The organism is Paenibacillus sp. BC26 (assembly GCF_900116125.1).
Classification (GTDB): Bacteria; Bacillota; Bacilli; order Paenibacillales; family Paenibacillaceae; genus Paenibacillus_Z; species Paenibacillus_Z lignilyticus.
Genome location: NZ_FPAD01000003.1, coordinates 335,885 through 355,892, shown reverse-complemented (window position 1 = coordinate 355,892; position 20,008 = coordinate 335,885). Strand labels below are relative to the sequence as shown.

Genomic DNA, 20,008 nt, shown 5'->3' with positions numbered 1-20,008 from the left:
GTTGCAGACTCCTTATCGTTTCGTTGTATTCGTGATGCCAAAGGGCACATGCACCGATGGTACGCTGCGCGCGACACCTTCGATATGGCCCACTTGATCGTCGAAAAAGATATGGGGCTTGAAGATGCCCAGCACCCGTCCTTTATCAATACCGCCTAGAAAGAAAGCTTCATCGACGCGAATATCCTGCTCCCGCAGCGTCGTGATGACCCGTTCATGCGCCGGCGCATTGCGCGCGGTCGCAATGGCGACTCGAATCTTCGGCTTGTAGGCCGGATTTAACAGCTTCTTCTCGCTCTCGCGTTTCTGCAGCTTGGCAATTTCGCCGAAGAAACGGAACAACGGTCCGCCGGGCAGCGGCTCGCCCGCTTTGCTCCGCTCATGATCGTGAAACGAATGCAGCGCGCCGCCCCGCTGGAATATGGTCTCGGCCGAGTCGTCAGCGATGATGCCGTCAAAGTCAAAGGCGATGCGCAGCTCCTCATCTTCATCATCATCGACGTAATCGGTCGGATAGATGCAGCCGGCCGGGTAACCATGCTCGACGGCTTCCTTGACATCCTCCGGGTTGCCGGAGAGGAAGAGCGACGCATTGAAGGCGTCCAAGTACAAGAACGGATTGCTGCCTGCCACGAAGACGGCGCGGCTGATCGGCAGCTTATAGTGCTCGATCGACTTGAACACGCGAAGTCCGGTATCGGGATCATTGCGCGAGAGCAGCACCACTTCCACGAGCTGTTCCTCGTCGGACGCGTGGATGCGAAGCAATCTCTTGATCAGCGGGAAGGCGACGCCTGTCGCCAAGATATGGTTCTCGTTCTCGCGCTGGAACTTGCGATACTCGTCCTCTCCGCGTTCGCGGAAGACACGATCCGATTCTTCGAGATCGAATAAGGCGCTGGAGGCAACGGCGATGACGAATTTATTTTCGATGGGATAGGGCATGGTGGTTGAACCTCCTTATTCCTAATGGACAGTGCGGTTACAGCGTCCCCTCCATCTTACCAAGCCGCCCGAATATTCGTACAGCGCAATATAACATTGTATCCCAGTACGCCGGATGTTTATAATTAGTCCAATGAAGCTATGGAGAAGAAAGGACGGATCAGCCATGTGGAGTGAGCTGTGGAGATTGTTTATTTCGTTCGGCAGAGCAACGATGCTGGGCTATGGAGGCGGACCGTCCATTATCCCCTTGTACGAGAATGAAGTTGTGAGCCGCATGCGGTGGATGACAACGGAGGATTTCGGTCATGCGCTCGCGTTCGGCAATTCGCTGCCGGGACCGATTGCGACGAAGCTGGCCGCCTATATCGGCTTCAAAGTAGCCGGCTGGGCAGGTGCCGCGGTTGCCCTCGCTGCCGTCGTGATGCCAACGGCTCTGCTGATGATCGTGCTAGTCGGCGTCATGTCGAAGCTGCAGAATAACCCGATCATCAAAGGCATGATCCGCGGCATCCAGCCTGTCATCTTCGTCATGATGGCGATGCTGGCGTACGATTTTGCCAAATATGCCATGAAGACGACACCGGGCGTGATCACCTTCATCCCTTTCCTGCTTGCCGTTGCTTTCTTCATCATGGTGTACTACTTGAACCTGAATGCGGTATGGGGCATCATTGGCGCGCTGGCGATCGGAGCATTGTTCTTGCGGGGTTAGTATGGTGTGGAGTACATAGGAACATCCCGGGCCGTAGGCGGTCTCGGGGTGTTTTTGCATATATAGGCGGGATGATCAGTCCAATTGCCTCTCGTTCTCATAAGCTAGTACGATAACATTTACTAGAATGGAGCTGAAGTGATGCAAGCAAAGAGCGCAAGCAACGTGAAAGCCATTGATGTATCACACCATCAAGGCGTGATTGATTGGAAGAAAGTACGAGCTGCCGGCGTGCTCGCTGCTTTCATTAAGGCATCGGAAGGCACTTCATTTAAAGACGATAAATTCGCAACGAATGCAAACGCTGCGGCCGCAGCCGGCATCAAAACCGGCTTTTACCACTACGCGCATCCGGAGTCGAACGATGCCAAGTCGGAGGCGGCTCATTTTGCCAATACGATAAAGGGGTTTAAATCGGACTTTCCTCATGTGCTCGATGTGGAAGGAGATGCGGAACAGCTCTCCACTTCGAAGCTGACCCCATGGTGCGTGGATTGGCTGACCGAAGTCCAGCGGCTGACAGGCCATCCCACCATGCTTTATACCGGTGCAAGCTTCGCCAAAACGGAGCTCACTCAGCCGCTCGGACAATGGCCGCTGTGGGTCGCACATTATAACGTAGACAAACCGATGGATAACCCGACTTGGAATGAGTGGGCCGTATTCCAATATTCCGATGATGGGAGAGTCGACGGTATTGGAGGCGATGTCGACATGGATGCGATGGAGCAGGCGTTCTACGACCTCTATGCCAATCCGGGCCAGCCTCAGCCGCAAAGTCCGGAAGATACGATCAAAATCGTCGTCAACGATAAATTAGCCGCCTATGGCCGGATTGTCGATGGCAGCACCTACGTGCCGCTGCGCCAGCTCGGCGAATCGCTTGGCGTTCCGGTTTATTGGGACTCCGCGACTTCAACCCCATACGTGAATGGGCAGCCGGTCAAGAACTACAAGCTGTTCGGCGACAGAACCTATATCGGCATTCGCGCTTCAGCCGAGCTGCTCGGTGCCAAAGTGTCGTGGGATAGCGTGAACCAGAAGGTGTACATTTACATGTAACTTGCCGGTGTTGCGGCGTTTAACGATTCCGGTTGCAGGTACGCGACCAGAAACCTAAATAGCGTCTCCACGGTTCGTTAGATCCGAGGAGACGCTATTTGTCGCATACATATAGATTCGCCCCAGGTATCGAATCCCCGCTCGGGCTCACTGCTCATTTGGAAGTGGAACCATTCCCGTCGATCGTACAGCAATATGTTGCGGTTCATGCAACATATTGACCTTCAAAGTAGCCTCTTACAGTGAAATGTTGCTCAATAAACAACAAATTCGAGTAACCGGACTCCGGGCGGTAGTTCTAGCTGGAAATGTTGCACAGAATGCAGCATTTCTCGCACCACTCTCGCAGCTTCCCCAGTGAGCGGTGTCGATTCGCATGAAATCGGCCAGACTGCGGCCTAATCCGCGAGATGCAGAACAATTCGGCCTCGGCCATGGCCGCTCTGGCACAGGTCTTGCGCCTTGGCAGCTTCCGCAAGCGGAAACCGCGCGCCGACATGCGTCTTCACGAGGCCGTCAGCCATAAGCGCCGCGATCTTACCCAGCGAATCCGCCGCGGGCAGCTTGTTCGAGAACACCGCTTTAACGCCGCGTTCCTGCGCGCGCTCAGCCGACGGCTGGCTCACCAACGAGATCAGCCGGCCACCCGGCTTCAGCACATCGAACGATCGGTTCTGCGTCTCGCCGCCGACCGTATCGAGCACCAAATCAACATCTGCCGCAGCATCCTCGAACCGCTCCTGCTTGTAATCCACGACAACGTCTGCGCCCAGCGAGGCTGCATAGTCGACATTGTCCGTTCCACAGGTGCCGATCACTTCAGCGCCTCTCCATTTGGCCAGCTGCACCGCGAACAAACCGACTCCGCCGGCCGCACCGTGAATCAGCACCCGCTCCCCCGCTTCAAGCCCACCGACCTCAAACAATGCTGACCATGCGGTCGTTGCGCCGCCGGAAATTGTAGCAGCCTCATCGAAGGTGATCTCATCAGGTTTCGCCGCTAAGAATTCCACCGACGCAAGGGCATATTCCGCATAGCATCCGTGCGCGGTTCTTCCGAATACGGCCTGTCCCTTCGCAAACGATGTCACGCCCGGACCCACTTCTTCAACAATTCCCGCCAGCGAAGATCCCGGTATATAAGGAAAGGTTAACGGCCTGAATTGTTTGAACATGCCTTGCATTACTTTCCATTCAATCGGCAGCACTCCTGCGGCATGGACACGCACAAGCACTTCTCCCTCTCCTGGCTGCGGGCGTGGAATTTCTTCGAGCTGCAGTTCCTCGGAACCACCATATTGGTGAACGCGTATCGCCTTTATCGATTGTTCGCTGATTTCATTCATCATTCAATCTAACTCCTCTCACAAACCCTTCTATATCGCAACAAGTTCAAAGCAAGACTCTCTGCTTCTTACTCCAGTTTATCCACCCTCGCTAATAATGTATAATACATATTAAATTATGTCTTCATAATACAAACATTATGAATGAATGGAGCAAAAAGAGCATGGAACTGCTGCAGCTGCACTATTTTCAAAAAGTCGCCCGACTTCAACATATGACGAAAGCTGCGCAGGAGCTGCACATCGCGCAGCCTGCGCTTAGTCAAAGCATCGCCCGGCTGGAGGAAAATCTCGGCGTTCCGCTCTTCCACCGTCAAGGCCGGCAAATTCGGCTTAACAGCTACGGGCAAGCTTTTCTCGCCAAAGTCGATATTGCCCTGCATGCCCTTGAGGAAGGCAGGCGCGAAATCAATGATATGAACGGTACGGAGCGGGGACATCTTCACATCGCGACAACGACCTTGGCTCGTTTCTCTGAAATGATTCGCGCCTTTATGGAGGATCATCCCGAGATCAATCTGCGCATCTCCCAGGTGTCGGCAGAGGAAGCCATCCCGTTGATTGAAGCCGGCGAGATCGATTTCTGCTACACGACGCCACCTATCGATAAGTCCGGCATCGGCAGCGTGCCGTTGCTGCGTGAGGAGATTTATATCGCGGTCCCTCCTCACCACCGACTTGCGGGCCTCCCTCTTATTAACCTGAGCGAAATCGCTGACGAGCCTTTCATCGGCATGAAAGAGGGTACGCGTTTGCGCGGCATGATGGACCAGTTCTTCAGCTCGCGCGGCATGAAGCCCAACATCGTATGCGAGGTGGATGAACCCGCAGCGCTGCGCAGTTTCGTCGGGGCCGGCCTGGGGATCGCACTCTTATCTGCCTGCAAGAAAGAAGAGGCTTCCCCGCTCGTTCTGCTGCCGATCAATGATCCCAACTGCCGCCGCACCATCCAGCTTGCTTGGCTGGAGAAGCGTTATCTGTCGCAGGCTGCGCACTCGTTCAGGGAGTATGTCACGCATTATTTTGCAAAAGATGCCAAAAGCTGAATAGTCCCGCTCCCCTTCGCGAACAATGTAACTGACATCCACAGCCAAGGGGGCGCACCGTATGAACGCGCAGCGCGCGCAAGAAATCGCCGAATCCTCCACCATGGTCGAGGTAACGTGCAATGGAGTTCCGATCTATATTCAACATGTCGACAGTGACACGAACACGGCGCGGATCTATCCGCTCAATCAGCCGGACAACGAAGAGACGGTGTCGCTGAACAGCTTGACGGAGAGCTCGCCCTTCCAATCCGACGGCATCCAGATGCATTGTCCGGACTGATTGATTACGACCGTACACTAGAAGGCTATACTCATGGGTTCATGGGTATGGCCTTCTTTTATCCAATCGATATTTAAGGAGTCATTTTCAAAAATTACGGAGTTGATCCTCTTAAAGACGGATGATAGATTTACATTAACGTTCATGATTATCGTTACTGTCAAGCGCTAACAGTAGCGAAATCAAGGCGTTGATGCAGGCAAGACCTCTCGCTTCCTTTCTTCGTTCGATTTTGCAGAAGTTTATGTAACCGCTTTCAATATTTAGTAGATAAGAACCCACCCCATTTGAGAGGAAGATTCGGTTTGAGAAAAACAATGACTCTCCTATTTACCTTATGGATGGCCTTGTCGCTGGCCGTTGCCGGCGTCGCAGCCTCCCCCACAACGGATTTTAACAATCCCGTTAACAATATCGGGGCAGATCCTTGGATGTATTATCATGACAACGACGGCTACTATTATTTTACCCGTACGACCGGCGATAATTTGACGATTTGGCGTTCGCGGACCATGACCGGTATCGACAGCGGCGAGCAGAAGGTGGTATGGACGCCGCCGAGCGGCACGATCGACATCTGGGCGCCCGAGATTCACTTTATCGGAGGCAAATGGTACATCTACTACACGGCAAATACGGGCTGCGGCGATTCTTGCCGAGGCGTCTATGTAGTGGAAAACACTTCGGCCGATCCCTTCACAGGTACATGGACCGGCAAAGGGAAGGTCGTCGGCTCCGGCGCAGGCTTGGATGGCAGCGTATTCGAGAATGGCGGGACGCTCTACTTCCTCTATGCCGGCTATGACGCCAATTGGTCCAGCATCTACATTGCCGCGATGAGCAACCCTTGGACGCTCTCCACCTCGCTGACCAAAATCGCAACGCGCGATCAGAGCTGGGAAAGCGACCTGGTCGAAGGACCGGAAGTGATTAAACGCAATGGCAAAATCTTCATCTCTTACTCTACCTTCCCCTGCTGGTCGGACGATTACCGGCTTGGCATGCTAACGGCAGCCGACACAGCCAACTTGTTAAGTACTTCTTCCTGGACGAAGTCATCCGGACCCGTGTTTCAATCCTCTTCGGCCAACAACGTATATGGAACCGGCCACAACAGCTTCACGAAATCAAAAGACGGCACACAAGATTGGCTCGTGTATCACGCCAATACAGGTACCGGCCAAGGCTGCGGTCCGCGTCCTACACGGGTGCAGCAGTTTACGTGGAACACGAATGGCACGCCGAATTTCGGTATACCGGCATCCCCAACCTCAGCCATTGCAGTACCGGCCGGCGAATTCCGAATTGAAGCAGAGCACGCGGCTTTGAACAATGCGTCGATCAACTATAAGTCCGGCGCTTCCCACGGAGCGGTCGTCGGATATATCGATTACAGCGATAGCTATGTGCTGTTCAAGGATATCAATGCCCCGGCGGCCGGCCACTACAAAATTCATGTGCGCTACACGAACGGCTCCGGAGCAGCTTCAACGCACAATGTATCGGTGAACGGAAGCACAGCTTTCCCTATCAGTTACAGCAATATCGGCTGGGAAACTTACGGCGACAGCGTATTCGAAACGCAATTGAAGAAAGGCTACCAGAACACCATCAAGTTTACAAAAGGAGATAATTACGCAGAGATCGACAGCGTCGAGCTGGAGTGGTTAGGCACGGCTTACGGCGATAATTTCAATGATGGCAACGCCAATGGCTGGTCCACTTACGATGGCACATGGAGCGTAAGCAGCGGTGCATACGGGGTTAATTCCGGGGCCGGTTATAAAGCCGTTGCGAATGGCACCAACTTGTCGGACTTCGTCTATGAAGGCGACGTGAAGATCGCGAGCGGCGGCGATGCCGGCCTGCTCTTCCGGGTATCCGAACCGGCAGTAGGCGGCGATTCCCTTAAAGGTTACTATGCGGCGCTGAATACGAACAACACGGTCGTGCTTGGCAAGTTCAACAACAGCTGGACGTATTTAACGAGCGCTTCCTTTACCGTTACACCCGGAACAACCTACCACATGAAAGTCGTTGCGAGCGGGACAAGCATTAAGATTTACGTCACCAATATGGATACGCCGGTCGTCACCTTCACCGACAGCTCCTATTCATCCGGCGGAATCGGACTGCGTACCTTCAACTCGGCCGTGACGTTCGACAATCTCGTTGCAACGCCTGTGTTCGCAGATGGCTTCAGCGACAATAATCCTGACGGCTGGGCGACATACGGCGGCGGTTGGGGAATTAGCAGCGGGGCTTATACCGTTGGCGCCGGCAGCGGTTATAAATCGGTCTTCTCCTCGTCTTCGTTTAGCAACGTCTTGTACGAAGGCGACGTACGGATTACTTCCGGAGGAGGCGATGCCGGCCTGCTCTTCCGCGTAACCGATCCGGCGATCGGAGCCGACAGCTTAAAAGGCTACTACGCAGCGATTAATACGGGCGGCTCCGTCATACTCGGCAAATTCAATAACAATTGGACCTACATTACCGGCACTAGCATGACGATCACAACGGGAACGACCTATCATCTGAAAATCGTCGCTGAAGGCACACGGATTCGCGTATATGTGAACGACATGGCCACACCGAAGATCGACGTAACGGACACCTCATTCTCATCAGGCAGCCTCGGAGCTCGCGTATCCGGTCCTGCAGCAGCATTCGATAACTTCTACGCCGAATCCAGAAACTAATGACTTAAGCAGAAGGAGGCAACACTTGCCTCCTTCTTTTGCTGCCCGGGAAAGCCGCTCCCCGGCCTCTGGAGATGCGGACAATCGAGAGGATGGTTAGCCGACTTCTCGACAAGCGGAGACCTTATCCGCCAGATGGCAGATGCGGGTAATCGAGAGGAAGGTTAGCCGATTCTCGGCAAGCGGAGACCGCAGCCGCCAGATGGCAGATGCGGGTAATCGAGAGGGAGGTTAGCCGATTCTCGGCAAGCGGAGACCGCAGCCGCCAGATGGAAGATGCGGTCTTTCGGCTTCCCGGGAAAGTCGAAGACCCGAAGCCCAAAGCCCGAAGTCTAACGGTTGCCAGCGCGCCTAATCTTCCCTTTTTCGGTGTCCCGCAATTGTAACGGTTGCCAGAGGCGCTATTTTGTCATTTAGGTAGGCTTTCCGCCCGTAAACGGACAAATAAGCGCTCTGGCAACCGTTAGACAAAATAATTAGCAAAAACAGACCAAATAAGCGCTGTGCCAACCGTTAGAATACTGCGCCTCCACCTCGGCAGCTCTGGCAACCCTAGCAACCCCGCTACCCTTGCAAACCTCGCACCCTAGTAGCTCTGGCAACCCTAGCAACCCGGCTGCTCTTGCAGCTCTAGCAGCTCTAGCAAGAAGTGCGTATCTATCAACTCGCCATGCCTCCTCCTGAGAGGCATACATATTAGCGAAAGGTTAGTAGTGTTCTCGACAATCCAAGACCGCATCCGCCAGATGGCAGATGCGGTCTTGGATTGTCGAGAAAGTCACTAGCCCCCGGAGACGCGGACACAAAAAAAGAGCCGTAAGAGGATGACCTTCTTACGACTCTCTTACCAATTGCGCAGAAAGCTTAGGCTGCGCGCCTACGCGAACGTCAGCCTACTTGACGCTTCCGGCGGTGAGACCCTTCTCCAGGAACCGCTGGCAGAAGAAGTAGACTAGGAAAATCGGGATACTGATCGCCATCAGCGCAGCGGAAATCTTGCCATAATTTGAACCTGCGAATACGACGAATTTCTGCGGAAGCAGCGTCACCGTCATCGATGCCGGATCCTGCAAGAAGATCAGCGGCAGCAAATAATCGTTCCACGAACCGAGGAACGTATAGATCGTCACGGTCGCGATGGCCGGCATGCCAAGAGGCAAATAAATGCGCCGGAAGATCGTGTGCTTGCTTGCTCCGTCGATCGTCGCCGCTTCGTTGATTTCCTTCGGGATTCCATCGAAGAAGGAACGAATCAGCATTAAGCCGAAAGGGATGCCCCCTGCGACATGCGGTCCGACAAGGCTGAGCGGGTTATCGACCAGCCCCAGCTTCTTGATCGTCAGAAACCAAGGAATAATGAAACCCGCTCCCGGAATCATCATCCCGATGATCAGGATCAGGAACAGCGGAATTTGCAGCGGAAAGCGCAGACGCGAGAACGCGTAAGCCGCAAGCGTCACGCAAGTAATCGTAAGCGCAATATCCATGGCCGCCACGACGATGCTGTTCCAGAAATAACGATACACGCCCGCGTCCAGAAACACCGCCGAATAGTTGTTTACGAAGCCGCCCTCGAACGACTTCAACACCATCCGAACGAGCGGGTAGAGCCAGAGAATGCCCATAATGACAATGACAATTTGTACAACCGTGCGGCCTAATAGATCTTTTCTATCGAATATCATCGTAGAGCTCCCCTCTTAAACATCCCATCTCTTCTGAATTTGGCTTTGAACCCAAGTCAGTATAAGGGCTATGATCATGATCAGGTTAGAGATCGCCGCGCTGTAGCCGCCCTTATATTCGAGAACGTAGCTGCGGTACAGGTAAGACGATACCACTTCGCTCGAGCGAGCCGGTCCTCCTCCGGTAATGAGCCAGACGAGGTCGAACGTCTTAAGCGAACCGATAATACCCAGGATGAGCAGCAAGGAATGAGTGCTCTTCAACATCGGAAAGATCATCCGCGTGAACAATTGCATAAAGCCGGCACCGTCAATTTTGGCCGATTCGATCACTTCCTGATTGAATTGGGTAATCGCCGTGAAATAGATAATCATACTGAAACCCATATAAGTGAAAATGTTCGTAACCATAACGGCGTACAAAGCTAAATTAGGATCGCCGGTCCAATCCCGAACAAGGTTGTCCAATCCAATGGCTCTAAGCGCTTGATTCACCGCGCCCGTGTTGTAGCTGTAAAGCTCGGTGAAGATGAGCGCGACAACGACAAGGCTCATAATGTTTGGCAGGAAGAACAGAGATTTAAACAGCCGCTTGCCGAAGAATAAAGAATCATTCACAACGGCGACGAATAAACCAATAACCGCTTGCACAATGACGGTGACGACCATGTACGTAAGCGTATTGGTCACCGCTTTCATAAATTTCGGATCTTTCATCAGCGTGACGTAGTTGTCGAGGCCGATGAACGTCATATTCTTCGATATGCCATTCCATTTAAAGAAGCTGTGATACACGTTGAAATAGGCGCCGTAATAAATAAATACGCCGATGAACAGTACGGCCGGGATCAAATACAGGTACGCGTCATAATCGTATTTTCTCTTTGAAATCATGGTAACCTCCTCCTACCTCCTGCTGCCCACGCTTGACCCATTTATGAAAAAAGAGGAGGCATCCTCCTCTGTTTTCATCATTTTTGTATTAGCGTTGTACGGTTTTGGATATCGCTTCCAAGTCTTCAGCCGCTTTCTCCGGTGTCTTGCCGCCCAGCGCTACTGCTTGCAGGGCATCGAAGAGGCCGTTCTGAAGCTCAGGATATTTCAATTCACGAGCGCCGCTGATGTGGCTGGACATGAACTCGGAAACGGTTTTCAGGGATTCCTTCTCCGTATCTCCTGCCATTTCGGCTGTTACTTCTACGCCTTTCTGGGAAGGAAGCACTTGCAGCGTGTTCGTCCACAGCTTCTGACCTTCTCCCGCGGCCATGAACTTAATGAATTTCCATACAGCTTCTTTGTGCTTGGATTCGGCATTCATCCCCCAAGCGATGTCAACTGTGGCTACCATGTTCTGTTCGCCGCCCGAAAGTGGAGGGAACGGGAACATACCCCAGTGTGTATCTTCCGTAATGACCTTGTCCTTCACCATTTGGTCATGAGCAACCTTCGTCAAACCGCTCAAGTGCCAAGTGCCGATGGAGAACATGCCAAGCTTTCCTTTGGTGAAATTATCGTTAACGTTCGGATACGGGGATTGTCCCATCGATCCTTCGGAGAATACGCCATTCTTGAACAGGTCGCCCCACACTTTGAACGCCTCTACGATGCCCGGATCGGTCCAAGCGAGTTTGCCTTCTTGCGCTTCATAAACTTTACCCGGTGCGATTTCGTTCACGATTCCCATGAAGACGTCACGGTCTGTCCAGCCGTCTTTCGCGCCGATACCGACTCCGGCAATGTTGCCAGGCTCTTTCTCTTTGAGCACCTTGATGACATTGTTCAATTCATCCAGCGTCTTCGGAACTTGCAGTCCGTGCTTCTGGAACATCGTTGCGTTATACATAATGACCGGAGTTGCCGTCATACCGCCCGGCAATACGCGGAAATCGTCACCGGAGTAAGCGGCTTGCTCCAGCGCGACATCCAGGAAATTACTCTTCCAATCGGAGCCCCATTCCTGCTCTGCGAAAGGTGCGAGCGGCTCAAGGAACTCTTTATACTGATTGGCATTGGCACCGACTTGCATGGCGATAACGTCCGGACCTTCGCCGCCTGCCAGGCCGGCGGACAGCTTCTGGAAATAAGCCCCGGATTCGCCGACATGCGTAACTTCCAAGTCGATATCCGGGTTTTCTTTCTCGAATGCCGCTTCCAGTTCCGGCATCTGGCCTTCCGTCGGAATCCATTTCCAGAACGAGATTTTCGTTTTCTCCGTCGGCTCGCTTGAAGTGCCCGCGTTATTCGTGCTGGCTGCATTGTTCGTGCCGTTAGCGCTTTCGTTCGTGTTAGAAGCAGCACCTTCATTGTTGCTGCCGCAGCCGGCAAGCATGGCGCCGACCATTGTCATCGAGAGCAGCGTAGCGGTAACCTTTGTCTTTTTCATCTGTGTACCTCCCCGATTATGAGTGCAATTTGTAGTCGTTGAAAACCCTTACAAATTGATTGTAGCACCCATTTCACGGCTGAAAATTTCAATATTTTTGAATCAAACTCCAATATCTTTGAAAGCGCTAACTTTAGTCTGCCGAGCTCCTTAGCCGCTCTGCTCAGCAGACCTCTTCTCATAATCAAGGGGGGTCGTTCCGGTAATATCTTTGAATACTTTGAAGAAATAATTGTAGGTGTTGAACCCTACCTGCTCGTAGATGGCTTTGACCGACACGCCTTCCTCAAGCAGCTGCTGCGCGCGGAAAATACGCTTGCGATTTAAGAATTCCACGAACGACATTCCGGTCTCCTTCTTAAACAGATGGCTTAAATAGGAGGTGTTGATGCCTACATGTTCAGCGGTAAGCTGCAGGGAAATGTTGTCTCGGAATCGCGAATCGATGAAGCGCACCGCCTTGCCCACATATCCGCTGTAGGCGGACTGCTCCCGGGTGCGAAGCGTCTCAAGGAGCTCGCTATACATCGCGATGATTTTGTCCTTCAGCCCCAAAGGTCCTGCGGCATCCCGTAAGCCTGTCTGCATAGGCGCGGTCAGCCGATCGAGCGTCGGAGCAGCTACGCCATGCTTCTGCCCCACTTTGGCCGCAAGCTGCACCATCTCGGCGAGTGTCAATCGTATCGATTCATGAGAAGCGCCCTGTTCCGCCAGCTCCGCGAAGATCCGATCGATTAAGGTGACCATATCGAACTCGTCCTTCTGATCGAACGCGCCAAGAAGCTGCTTCTCCATCTTGATGCTGAGTCCGGCTGCCGGCGACTGATGATCCCGGCCGCCGAATTCGGTATCGTTCATCGCATGCAATTTGTCCTGCGCCTGTCGGTAGCCATCCGCCACTTCTGTCAAACGAAGTCCGCAGCGGCTGAATTCGATCTTCATCTGAATGTTCATGAATTTGGAGAACATGCCCCTTAGCTTCTCTTTCTCCTCTTGAAGCAGAGAAGCAATCTGCGATTCGCTGCGTATGCGCTCGAAGCTGAACAGTAAGGCGAATTGGTCCTCCCCGATATGGGTGACGATCCCTTCCGACTGGCTTTGGCATAATTCAAGCACAGACCGGATGAACATATTGCGATCCTTATCCTGCTGCCGCCAATCCATCATGTGGTAATGAACGATCGACATGGCGCCTACGACCAGGTTTCGCGTCCCGAAGCCCGCTTCGTTCAAGTGGACATTGACTTCCATTTGCTTCGCGCTGTTCACGTGTCCCTGCACCAATTCTTTGACGATATTTTGCTTCGCGTGCAGATCGATCGTGCCGGCAGACTTTAGGCTCTCGCCGCCGATATGCCGCTGCTCTTGCAGCCTTTCATGCTTGGCCTTCTCCAGCACGCTCAGCAAGGAAGCTTCATCCAGTCGATGCTTCAGCAGATAATCAACCGCACCGTTGTTAAGCGTCATGCGCACGTAGTCGTAGCTGTCATAACTGCTTAGCATAATAATCGGAATGCCAAGCTTCTGCTCTACCAGATAATGAGATAAGGCGACGCCGTCCATTAGCGGCATCGCAACGTCCGAGAGAATGACATCCGGCTCAAGCTCATCGATCATTCGGATTGCGGCTTCCCCGTTCGTCGCTTCTCCGCATAACTGATAACCGTGTCCTTCCCAAACCGCGAGCGAACGGATATGTGTACGAGCAATCAATTCATCTTCGACCAGCAGCACCTGAATCATGAGACATCCTCCCTATTGTTCAGCAGTATAGGCAGCGTCATTTCCACCGTCGTGAAGAGTCCTTGCTGGCTATACAGCCTCAGACTGAAATCGTTCCCGAAGAGCAGTCGAACCCGCTGGGCAACATTAATGACGCCTAAACCGGAGAAGCGGTTCTTCGAAGCATCGCTGGCACTTTGGTGAGACGGATGAAGCGGCTCCTGCAATAAGTGGTCGAGACGTGCCAATTTATCCTCCGGTATGCCTGCCCCATTATCCGTGACTACGATCGTAAGCCGGTTCTCCGCCGCTTGTACCTTAATGCTGACGATCCCTTTGCGTTTGGTAGGCTCTATCCCATGTATGAGTGCATTTTCTAACAGCGGCTGGATCAGCATTCTTGGAATGAGGCAATGCTGCGCTTCATCTTCAATTTCATAATGAACGCTAACCGGTTGGACCAGCCGGTAGCTTTGGATGTTCACATATCTCTGCAGATTGGTGATTTCATTCTGCAGGGTCGTATACTCGCCGTCATTCTTCGTAATGTCCCGAAGCAGCTCAATCAGAGAAGTTGTAACTTCCTTAATGTTCGGAACTTGCTGCAGCTGCGCCAAGAACTGGATGGTGTTGAGCGTGTTATAGAGAAAATGCGGGTCGATCTGCGCTTGCAGCGCTTTGATCTCGGCCTTGCGCTTCTGCTGCTCCCGCCACTTAACCTCCTCCAGCAAACTGTGGATTTGCCCCATCTGCTTGCTGAAGGCTTGGCTCAAGTGACCGACCTCATCCTTCGATTGCAGCGGGGTCACATAGTTGAGATTGCCTTCGTCGATCTTGAACATCCGATCGCGCAGACGGCGCAAATTGTTCGTAATCCGCCGCGAAATGACGATGGACACGAGCAGCACGGCTACAAGCGTCAACCCGATGACCCCAAACATCCGGTTACGCAGCGTAACCGTGTCGTGAATGAGAGAATCGACTGAAACGGCGCCGATCGTCGTCCAGCCCGAGAATGCGGATTTCTGTTTGACGTACAGTTGTCCGTCCTTCTCCAGAACGTCCTGGAAATCGGGAGGTTTATCTCCGGCGCGCGATTCGAACATGGTTTGATTGTGATTGTCCATGACGATGAACCTTGTCGTGGATAGCGGTCCGTTATCATACACCTTACGGATAATATCGTATGGCGCATACAAGAGTACGACGCCGATCGTCTTGTCGTTGGACTTGATTGCCCGGCCGATCACCAGCATAGGCTTAAGCGTCGTGCCGCTTTGCGTATAATCATCGCGATCGATCCTTAGAAAAACAGGTTTTCCGCTCGCTTTTACGATTTCGCGGAACCACGGTTTCTCTTGGTACGAGATGAATCGATAGGGACTGCCCGAATTATATTGTTCTCCGTTGAACCCGATGATCGTAACGGCTGAAATATAAGGTTTATAGGAGTACAAGCTTCCGACGAAATCCTCCAGCTTCTTCTGCAGCAGGAAATCGATATAAGGGGTCAGCCCTTTCTTGCGATTCAGCACTTCCACCACATTGGTGCGGTCGATCGATACCAGCGTAATGATGCTGACGAAATCTTTGAGGACGATCTCCAGGTTGTTGTGCGACTGGACGATGTTGCTGCGCGCATCCTGAATCGCATTGCGTTTGATCGTCTCTGCCGTACTCGCATACCAGATCCAGGTGACGCCGGATAAAGTAAGCATGGACAGAACCAGGAACGAGACGAAGATTTGGGCTTGAATCGTACGGCGAACGGAAAATAGTAACAGTAAATTGTTCATGATAGTCTTCATTCCATTCCGTCCTCCTTCACGGCGAGTGAGCTACGATTATGAAGTCGCCCAAAATGCAAGATAATGTTTGCCTGTCAGGCCCGCGGGAATGTGCTGGATGGCTTGCCCGTCGCAATGCATCGCGAATTTCGTCCCCCAGCCATGCACGGCAATATCGAACACGGCCTTGCGATAGCGGAGGTTCTCCAGTCGCAGATCCCGCAGCATCTCGGGCACGGCCGGCGCGAAAGTAACGCCTTGTTCGTCGTATTCCATGCCCAAGACCCCTAGGAGAAAATAGGAGATAAAGCCGGCTGCATGCCAGAGCTGGCCGGGCCAGCGCCATGCCTTGCCCGTTTGATAATCGATTACTTCATAGAAGGTCTTGTTCATCACGCTATTTCGCACCTGCTGCGCGATTAACGTCGTAAGCAGATCCAATCTGCCTTCGCGTCCCGCCGCAGCCGCCATGCCGCTTGTCCAGACTACCCAAGCCGCATTGCAGAAATGGTTCGTTTCCGGGCGATACGGGAATACGTTGACGCCGAATTCATTCATGGCCACTTCCGGCAGGCGACTTAGCATGGAACGCCTCTGTTCCCGGTCGGCCACGCCGTACCTTGGCCACATGGCGATCTCTTGCCCGGCAGACTCCCAATAGCCTTGCTCATAGCTCTCGCTGCCGATCGGACCGCTCGTATAGAAGCCCGCTTCCTCGTTCCAATATTGGCTTTGAATATTGCGAAGAAGAAGCTCCCCTCTGGCAGCCCACGCGCTGACTTGACTCTCCGGCTCCCCCATATACGTCCCCATGCGCGACATGGCGCGGAAGGCCTCCATGAAATAGATTTCCGTCGCAAGGCTGAATCCGGCACATTCCGGTTCCGGGAAAGCATCATTGGAGGTCGCTTGATCGGCAGGAATTAGACCGCGTTCCGAATCAAACAATCCATCGAGTTTGGTAATCCGCTCTTTAAGTCCATGCCACGATTCTTTGATTAACGTCAAATCGCCTGTTGCCAAATAATAATCCCAGATCCCGACGATAGGCATCGCCATGCCGTCTACGCCATTATCCAATCCGCCTTTCGTCGTGAAGAGCAGCGATTGTCTGGCACCTTCCGGATCCAAGATGCTCCCCGATCGCATGGCGATATGCGCGGTATCGCGCACCCACACGCCGAATCCTTCTCCCGGGCCTTGAAATTGTCCCGCCGTCCACATGCCTTCCTCGCCCTTCCGAGCAAACTCGGCAGAGCCGCATCGATAGAAAATATCGGCCGCGAGATTGTAAGCCGCATCAATGGTTGCGTGTCCGGTGAAAATTGCGGGCAGCCGGGAAATCTCCGGTTTCGGATGCCAAACGCTGCCGCGATCAATGACGCGGTTCATGTCATTCGCCCAATTCTTGCGCCAGACGAATTCCTCAATAGCGCGAGTCGGCGAAACAATGGTATTGCGATTCGGTACGTAAGCCGGCGGTTCTCCATAGACGGCGTCCTCTACCCGGTTGCTATATACCGTATAGCTATCCGATTGATAGACAATCGTGTTATCCTGAACGGCCTCATGAATTAGACGGCTTTCCTCCGGACTCGGCCATATGCCCCGAAGTCCATACACGGCCAATGCATTTACCTTTACACTGCCGCCGCTCTGGCATGACAACTGAATACTTCGCTCTGAATAGGTAGGTACCGCGGCAATTGCCATCGCGACAGCGCCATCGCATGCGAAGATCTCCATGGATGTTCGATCCAGCAGCAAGCGCAGCTTCATCTTTCCTTCCGCTTGCGTTAGAGGAGCAACGTAGCCCTGGCATGCCAATGTTTTCATCCCAGTATCTAATAAAATCCGGATCCCGTATAGCCCAATTTCAATTGTGGAATTCCTTCCCAGCTCGAGTTCCAACGTAACATCCAGTGCATCGGCCGTAATATCGTCCGGTTTATTCTCGGGCGGTAAAATGCGAACATCCGGCCAATCTGCCGGAGCCATGCGAAAATGCAAGCTTTCTTCGAAGCTCGCCCCCTCATGATCCAGGGTGATGTCCGACCATGTTCGCTGCCAGATTCGCAGGTTTTGCAGCTCTCCGACCGGCTCGGCGTGAACCGTTATCCCCTGCTCCGTCTGCTGCAATTTCAACTCGGTGGGAATAAGCATCTGTTGACTAAACGGCATCTCCGGATAACGGAATCCCCGGCTAAAACCAACTAGAATGCCGCGGCCATCCTTTGCCTTATACATTAGCCCCTTGGATTGGTTCCCGTATCGCAACACGACGGGTTCGCTCTCAGCCACGAAACGCTCTTCCACCAAGGATCCGACCGAGTACCTATTGTCCTCATGGAGATACAGCCATTTCGTTTGAGTCGTATCGCCATTCACGGGCAATGCCATCAAGCGAAGCGACAGCGTTTGTCTGTTCTCGTCGCGTTCCGTTTGCAGCGTATCGTAATCCGCATCCGTCTCATGCCAATGGACCAAATCCTTGCTGATCGCATGACCGGAAAGAACGAATTCGCTATTCTCGTATAATTGATGTTCATACCGTACATGCCAACTGCCCTGTTCAAGGTAGAAGTCTAGCGGTTCGCCGATCCAACCTTTCCTCGCCGTAAAATGGAACCGGGGACGAAACTTCTCCCCGTATAAGTGCCGCTCTTCCGCCGACTGCCCGCTTTGAAAAACGAAGTGCTCCGCGCGGAGCACTTCGTTTCCCAATTTAGCTTCCAAGTCACAGCCTTTATATGCGTCTGCGTCCCAAGTAAACCACGATTGAACCTCATCCGCAGCAAGCTTTAATTCCAATCGCTTCAACTCGACTCCGCCCCGAATCAAGGAGATTACGCTCAGCGGAGCGTCGTTGTGGATCGGGATATTCAAATACCGCTGCGTAACTTGCACTGCGTTTCCGGTTGTCATTTTAGCTCCGCCGCCTTCATCTCCCAGATCTCCACTTGACAGTCGGCCGAAGCGCCGCTTGAACGAAGCTCAATGCCGCTGCTGTCCGTCAAGGAAGGATAGACCCTTGCCGTCAGGCAAGTTTCATCATCCGCGAATACTTCGATAATCGATTGATCCGCGAAGATGCGCAATCTCAACGTCTCGGCGCCGTCTGCGGGAGGCAGCGCAGCTTCTACGGGCTTCTTATTCACGTTCGGGAACAAGCTCGATTGCGAGCGGTCGATCACTACCGTATCCGCCGCCAAATCAAGGCGCACATCCGTGCGCTCGCTGCCACATGGGGATGCAAACACGGATACGGTTAATTGCCCGCCTTCCAATGTCCGTCTATCCACATCGACCACGCATTCGAAAGACGTCGAACGCACGCCCGCATGGATGGACTCTTGCCCGATGCTCAGCTTCGCGAAGCTCCGACGGCATTCATCCCGTAGACTCTCCAGCTCCGGAACCGGAGTCATGGCAAGCGCTCCGTTTGGCTTGAGATCAACAACCCGCGGCAGCGCCAGCGTTCCGGCCCAATCCAAGCGCTCCGGGAAGTTCTCTCCTCTTCCTTCCGGTGCCCAGCCAAGCATAATGCGTCGGCCGCTCTCGTCCACGAACCCGGTCGAGGCATAATACCCTTCCCAGCCTCCGCCATCCACCGTGCCGTGCTTCTTAACATCCGTCAGCCTGTCCTCATGAATGGTTCCGGAAACATAACGAACCGGTCCGCTCGGGGAGTAAAATAAGACAGCTTTATTATCATCAAAGCGGAACAGATGCGGACATTCCCAAATCCATTCCTCGCCTTTATAGAAAATCCCCTTGTAGCTCCAATTCTTCAAATCGTCGGAACGATAGATCATACCGCAGCCTTTCTCGCCATCTATGCCTCCAAGCAGCATCCGCCAGCCGTCCTGCTCCTTCCAGACGTATGGATCTCTCCACTCCGTAATGCGCGTTTCCCCATGCAAGTCGGAGGTCAACGCGGGATTGGCATCCCCTGGTTTGCGCCAAGAGAGCAAATCTCCCGCAGCAGCACTGGCCGTCCATTGCTGTGCCCCGCTCGTCGCATTTCGTTCGCCTTCGCCGATGCTCGTATAGAACAATTTCACCTCGTCGCCGTTTACGACCGAGCAGCCCGAATAGCAATGCGATTCCCCAAGCTCATTGGATGGAGCAAGCGCGAACGGCAAATGCGTCCAGTTTACCAAGTCCGTGCTCTTGGCATGTCCCCAGTGAATGGTGCCCCATTCCGGAGCCGAAGGGTTGTGCTGGTAGAACAAATGGTATTCTCCGCCTAATTGAAAAGGCCCGTTCGGATCATTCATCCAGTTATGCGGCGGTGTAAAATGATAGCTCGGTCTATATCGGTCCATGCTC

General features: G+C 53.2%; 15 protein-coding genes. 6 read left to right on the top strand and 9 right to left on the bottom strand.

The window, feature by feature from the left end; all coding sequences use genetic code 11:
• Nucleotides 1-12 precede the first annotated feature (12 nt).
• Nucleotides 13-945: a 5'-nucleotidase gene (locus BM412_RS22620; RefSeq protein WP_091223524.1), complete on the bottom strand. Its 933-nt coding sequence runs from the start codon at nt 943-945 to the stop codon at nt 13-15.
• Nucleotides 946-1,078: 133 nt separating this feature from the next.
• On the opposite strand from BM412_RS22620, the gene BM412_RS22615 reads away from it, so the two are divergent.
• Nucleotides 1,079-1,660: a chromate transporter gene (locus tag BM412_RS22615; RefSeq protein WP_256256526.1), complete on the top strand. Its 582-nt coding sequence runs from the start codon at nt 1,079-1,081 to the stop codon at nt 1,658-1,660.
• Between the two features lie 141 nt (nt 1,661-1,801).
• Nucleotides 1,802-2,722 carry a GH25 family lysozyme gene (locus BM412_RS22610; protein ID WP_091223520.1) on the top strand — a complete coding sequence of 307 codons (921 nt, stop codon included), beginning with the start codon at nt 1,802-1,804 and terminating at the stop codon, nt 2,720-2,722.
• Nucleotides 2,723-3,120: 398 nt separating this feature from the next.
• On the opposite strand, the gene BM412_RS22605 is transcribed toward BM412_RS22610, so the two are convergent.
• Nucleotides 3,121-4,071, bottom strand: coding sequence for an NADP-dependent oxidoreductase (locus BM412_RS22605; protein WP_256256525.1), 951 nt, complete (start codon nt 4,069-4,071; stop codon nt 3,121-3,123).
• A 161-nt stretch (nt 4,072-4,232) separates the two neighbouring features.
• Between BM412_RS22605 and BM412_RS22600 the strand changes: the two genes are divergently transcribed.
• The 4 genes from BM412_RS22600 (at nt 4,233) to BM412_RS32195 (ending at nt 8,485) form a co-directional block, all read left to right on the top strand.
• Nucleotides 4,233-5,114 (top strand): LysR family transcriptional regulator, encoded by an 882-nt coding sequence (locus BM412_RS22600; RefSeq protein WP_091223518.1) that lies wholly within the window; start codon nt 4,233-4,235, stop codon nt 5,112-5,114.
• Nucleotides 5,115-5,175: 61 nt separating this feature from the next.
• On the top strand, nt 5,176-5,397 hold the full coding sequence (locus BM412_RS22595; RefSeq protein WP_091223516.1) for an H-type small acid-soluble spore protein: 222 nt from the start codon (nt 5,176-5,178) through the stop codon (nt 5,395-5,397).
• Nucleotides 5,398-5,738: 341 nt separating this feature from the next.
• Entirely contained in the window at nt 5,739-8,099 is a 2,361-nt protein-coding gene (locus tag BM412_RS22590) for a family 43 glycosylhydrolase (protein WP_177246024.1), read from the top strand.
• Nucleotides 8,100-8,308: 209 nt separating this feature from the next.
• Complete coding sequence (locus BM412_RS32195; protein WP_177246022.1) at nt 8,309-8,485, top strand: hypothetical protein; 177 nt, start codon at nt 8,309-8,311, stop codon at nt 8,483-8,485.
• A gap of 507 nt (nt 8,486-8,992) precedes the next feature.
• On the opposite strand, the gene BM412_RS22585 is transcribed toward BM412_RS32195, so the two are convergent.
• The 7 genes from BM412_RS22585 to BM412_RS22555 form a co-directional block, all read right to left on the bottom strand.
• Nucleotides 8,993-9,784: a carbohydrate ABC transporter permease gene (locus tag BM412_RS22585; protein ID WP_091223511.1), complete on the bottom strand. Its 792-nt coding sequence runs from the start codon at nt 9,782-9,784 to the stop codon at nt 8,993-8,995.
• Nucleotides 9,785-9,799: 15 nt separating this feature from the next.
• Nucleotides 9,800-10,678 (bottom strand): carbohydrate ABC transporter permease, encoded by an 879-nt coding sequence (locus BM412_RS22580; protein ID WP_091223509.1) that lies wholly within the window; start codon nt 10,676-10,678, stop codon nt 9,800-9,802.
• Between the two features lie 88 nt (nt 10,679-10,766).
• Nucleotides 10,767-12,167 carry an ABC transporter substrate-binding protein gene (locus BM412_RS22575; RefSeq protein WP_091223507.1) on the bottom strand — a complete coding sequence of 467 codons (1,401 nt, stop codon included), beginning with the start codon at nt 12,165-12,167 and terminating at the stop codon, nt 10,767-10,769.
• 150 nt (nt 12,168-12,317) lie between these two features.
• Nucleotides 12,318-13,910, bottom strand: coding sequence for a response regulator transcription factor (locus BM412_RS22570; protein ID WP_091223505.1), 1,593 nt, complete (start codon nt 13,908-13,910; stop codon nt 12,318-12,320).
• The gene (locus BM412_RS22565; RefSeq protein WP_091223503.1) at nt 13,907-15,697 is read right to left on the bottom strand and encodes a sensor histidine kinase; all 1,791 of its coding nucleotides are present in this window, start codon (nt 15,695-15,697) and stop codon (nt 13,907-13,909) included. Before BM412_RS22565 ends, BM412_RS22570 begins: the two co-directional genes overlap by 4 nt.
• Before the next feature lie 36 nt (nt 15,698-15,733).
• Entirely contained in the window at nt 15,734-18,601 is a 2,868-nt protein-coding gene (locus tag BM412_RS22560; RefSeq protein ID WP_091223501.1) for a GH32 C-terminal domain-containing protein, read from the bottom strand.
• Nucleotides 18,598-20,004, bottom strand: a complete 1,407-nt coding sequence (locus BM412_RS22555; RefSeq protein ID WP_091223499.1) for a glycoside hydrolase family 32 protein — start codon at nt 20,002-20,004, stop codon at nt 18,598-18,600. Before BM412_RS22555 ends, BM412_RS22560 begins: the two co-directional genes overlap by 4 nt.
• Nucleotides 20,005-20,008: the final 4 nt, after the last annotated feature.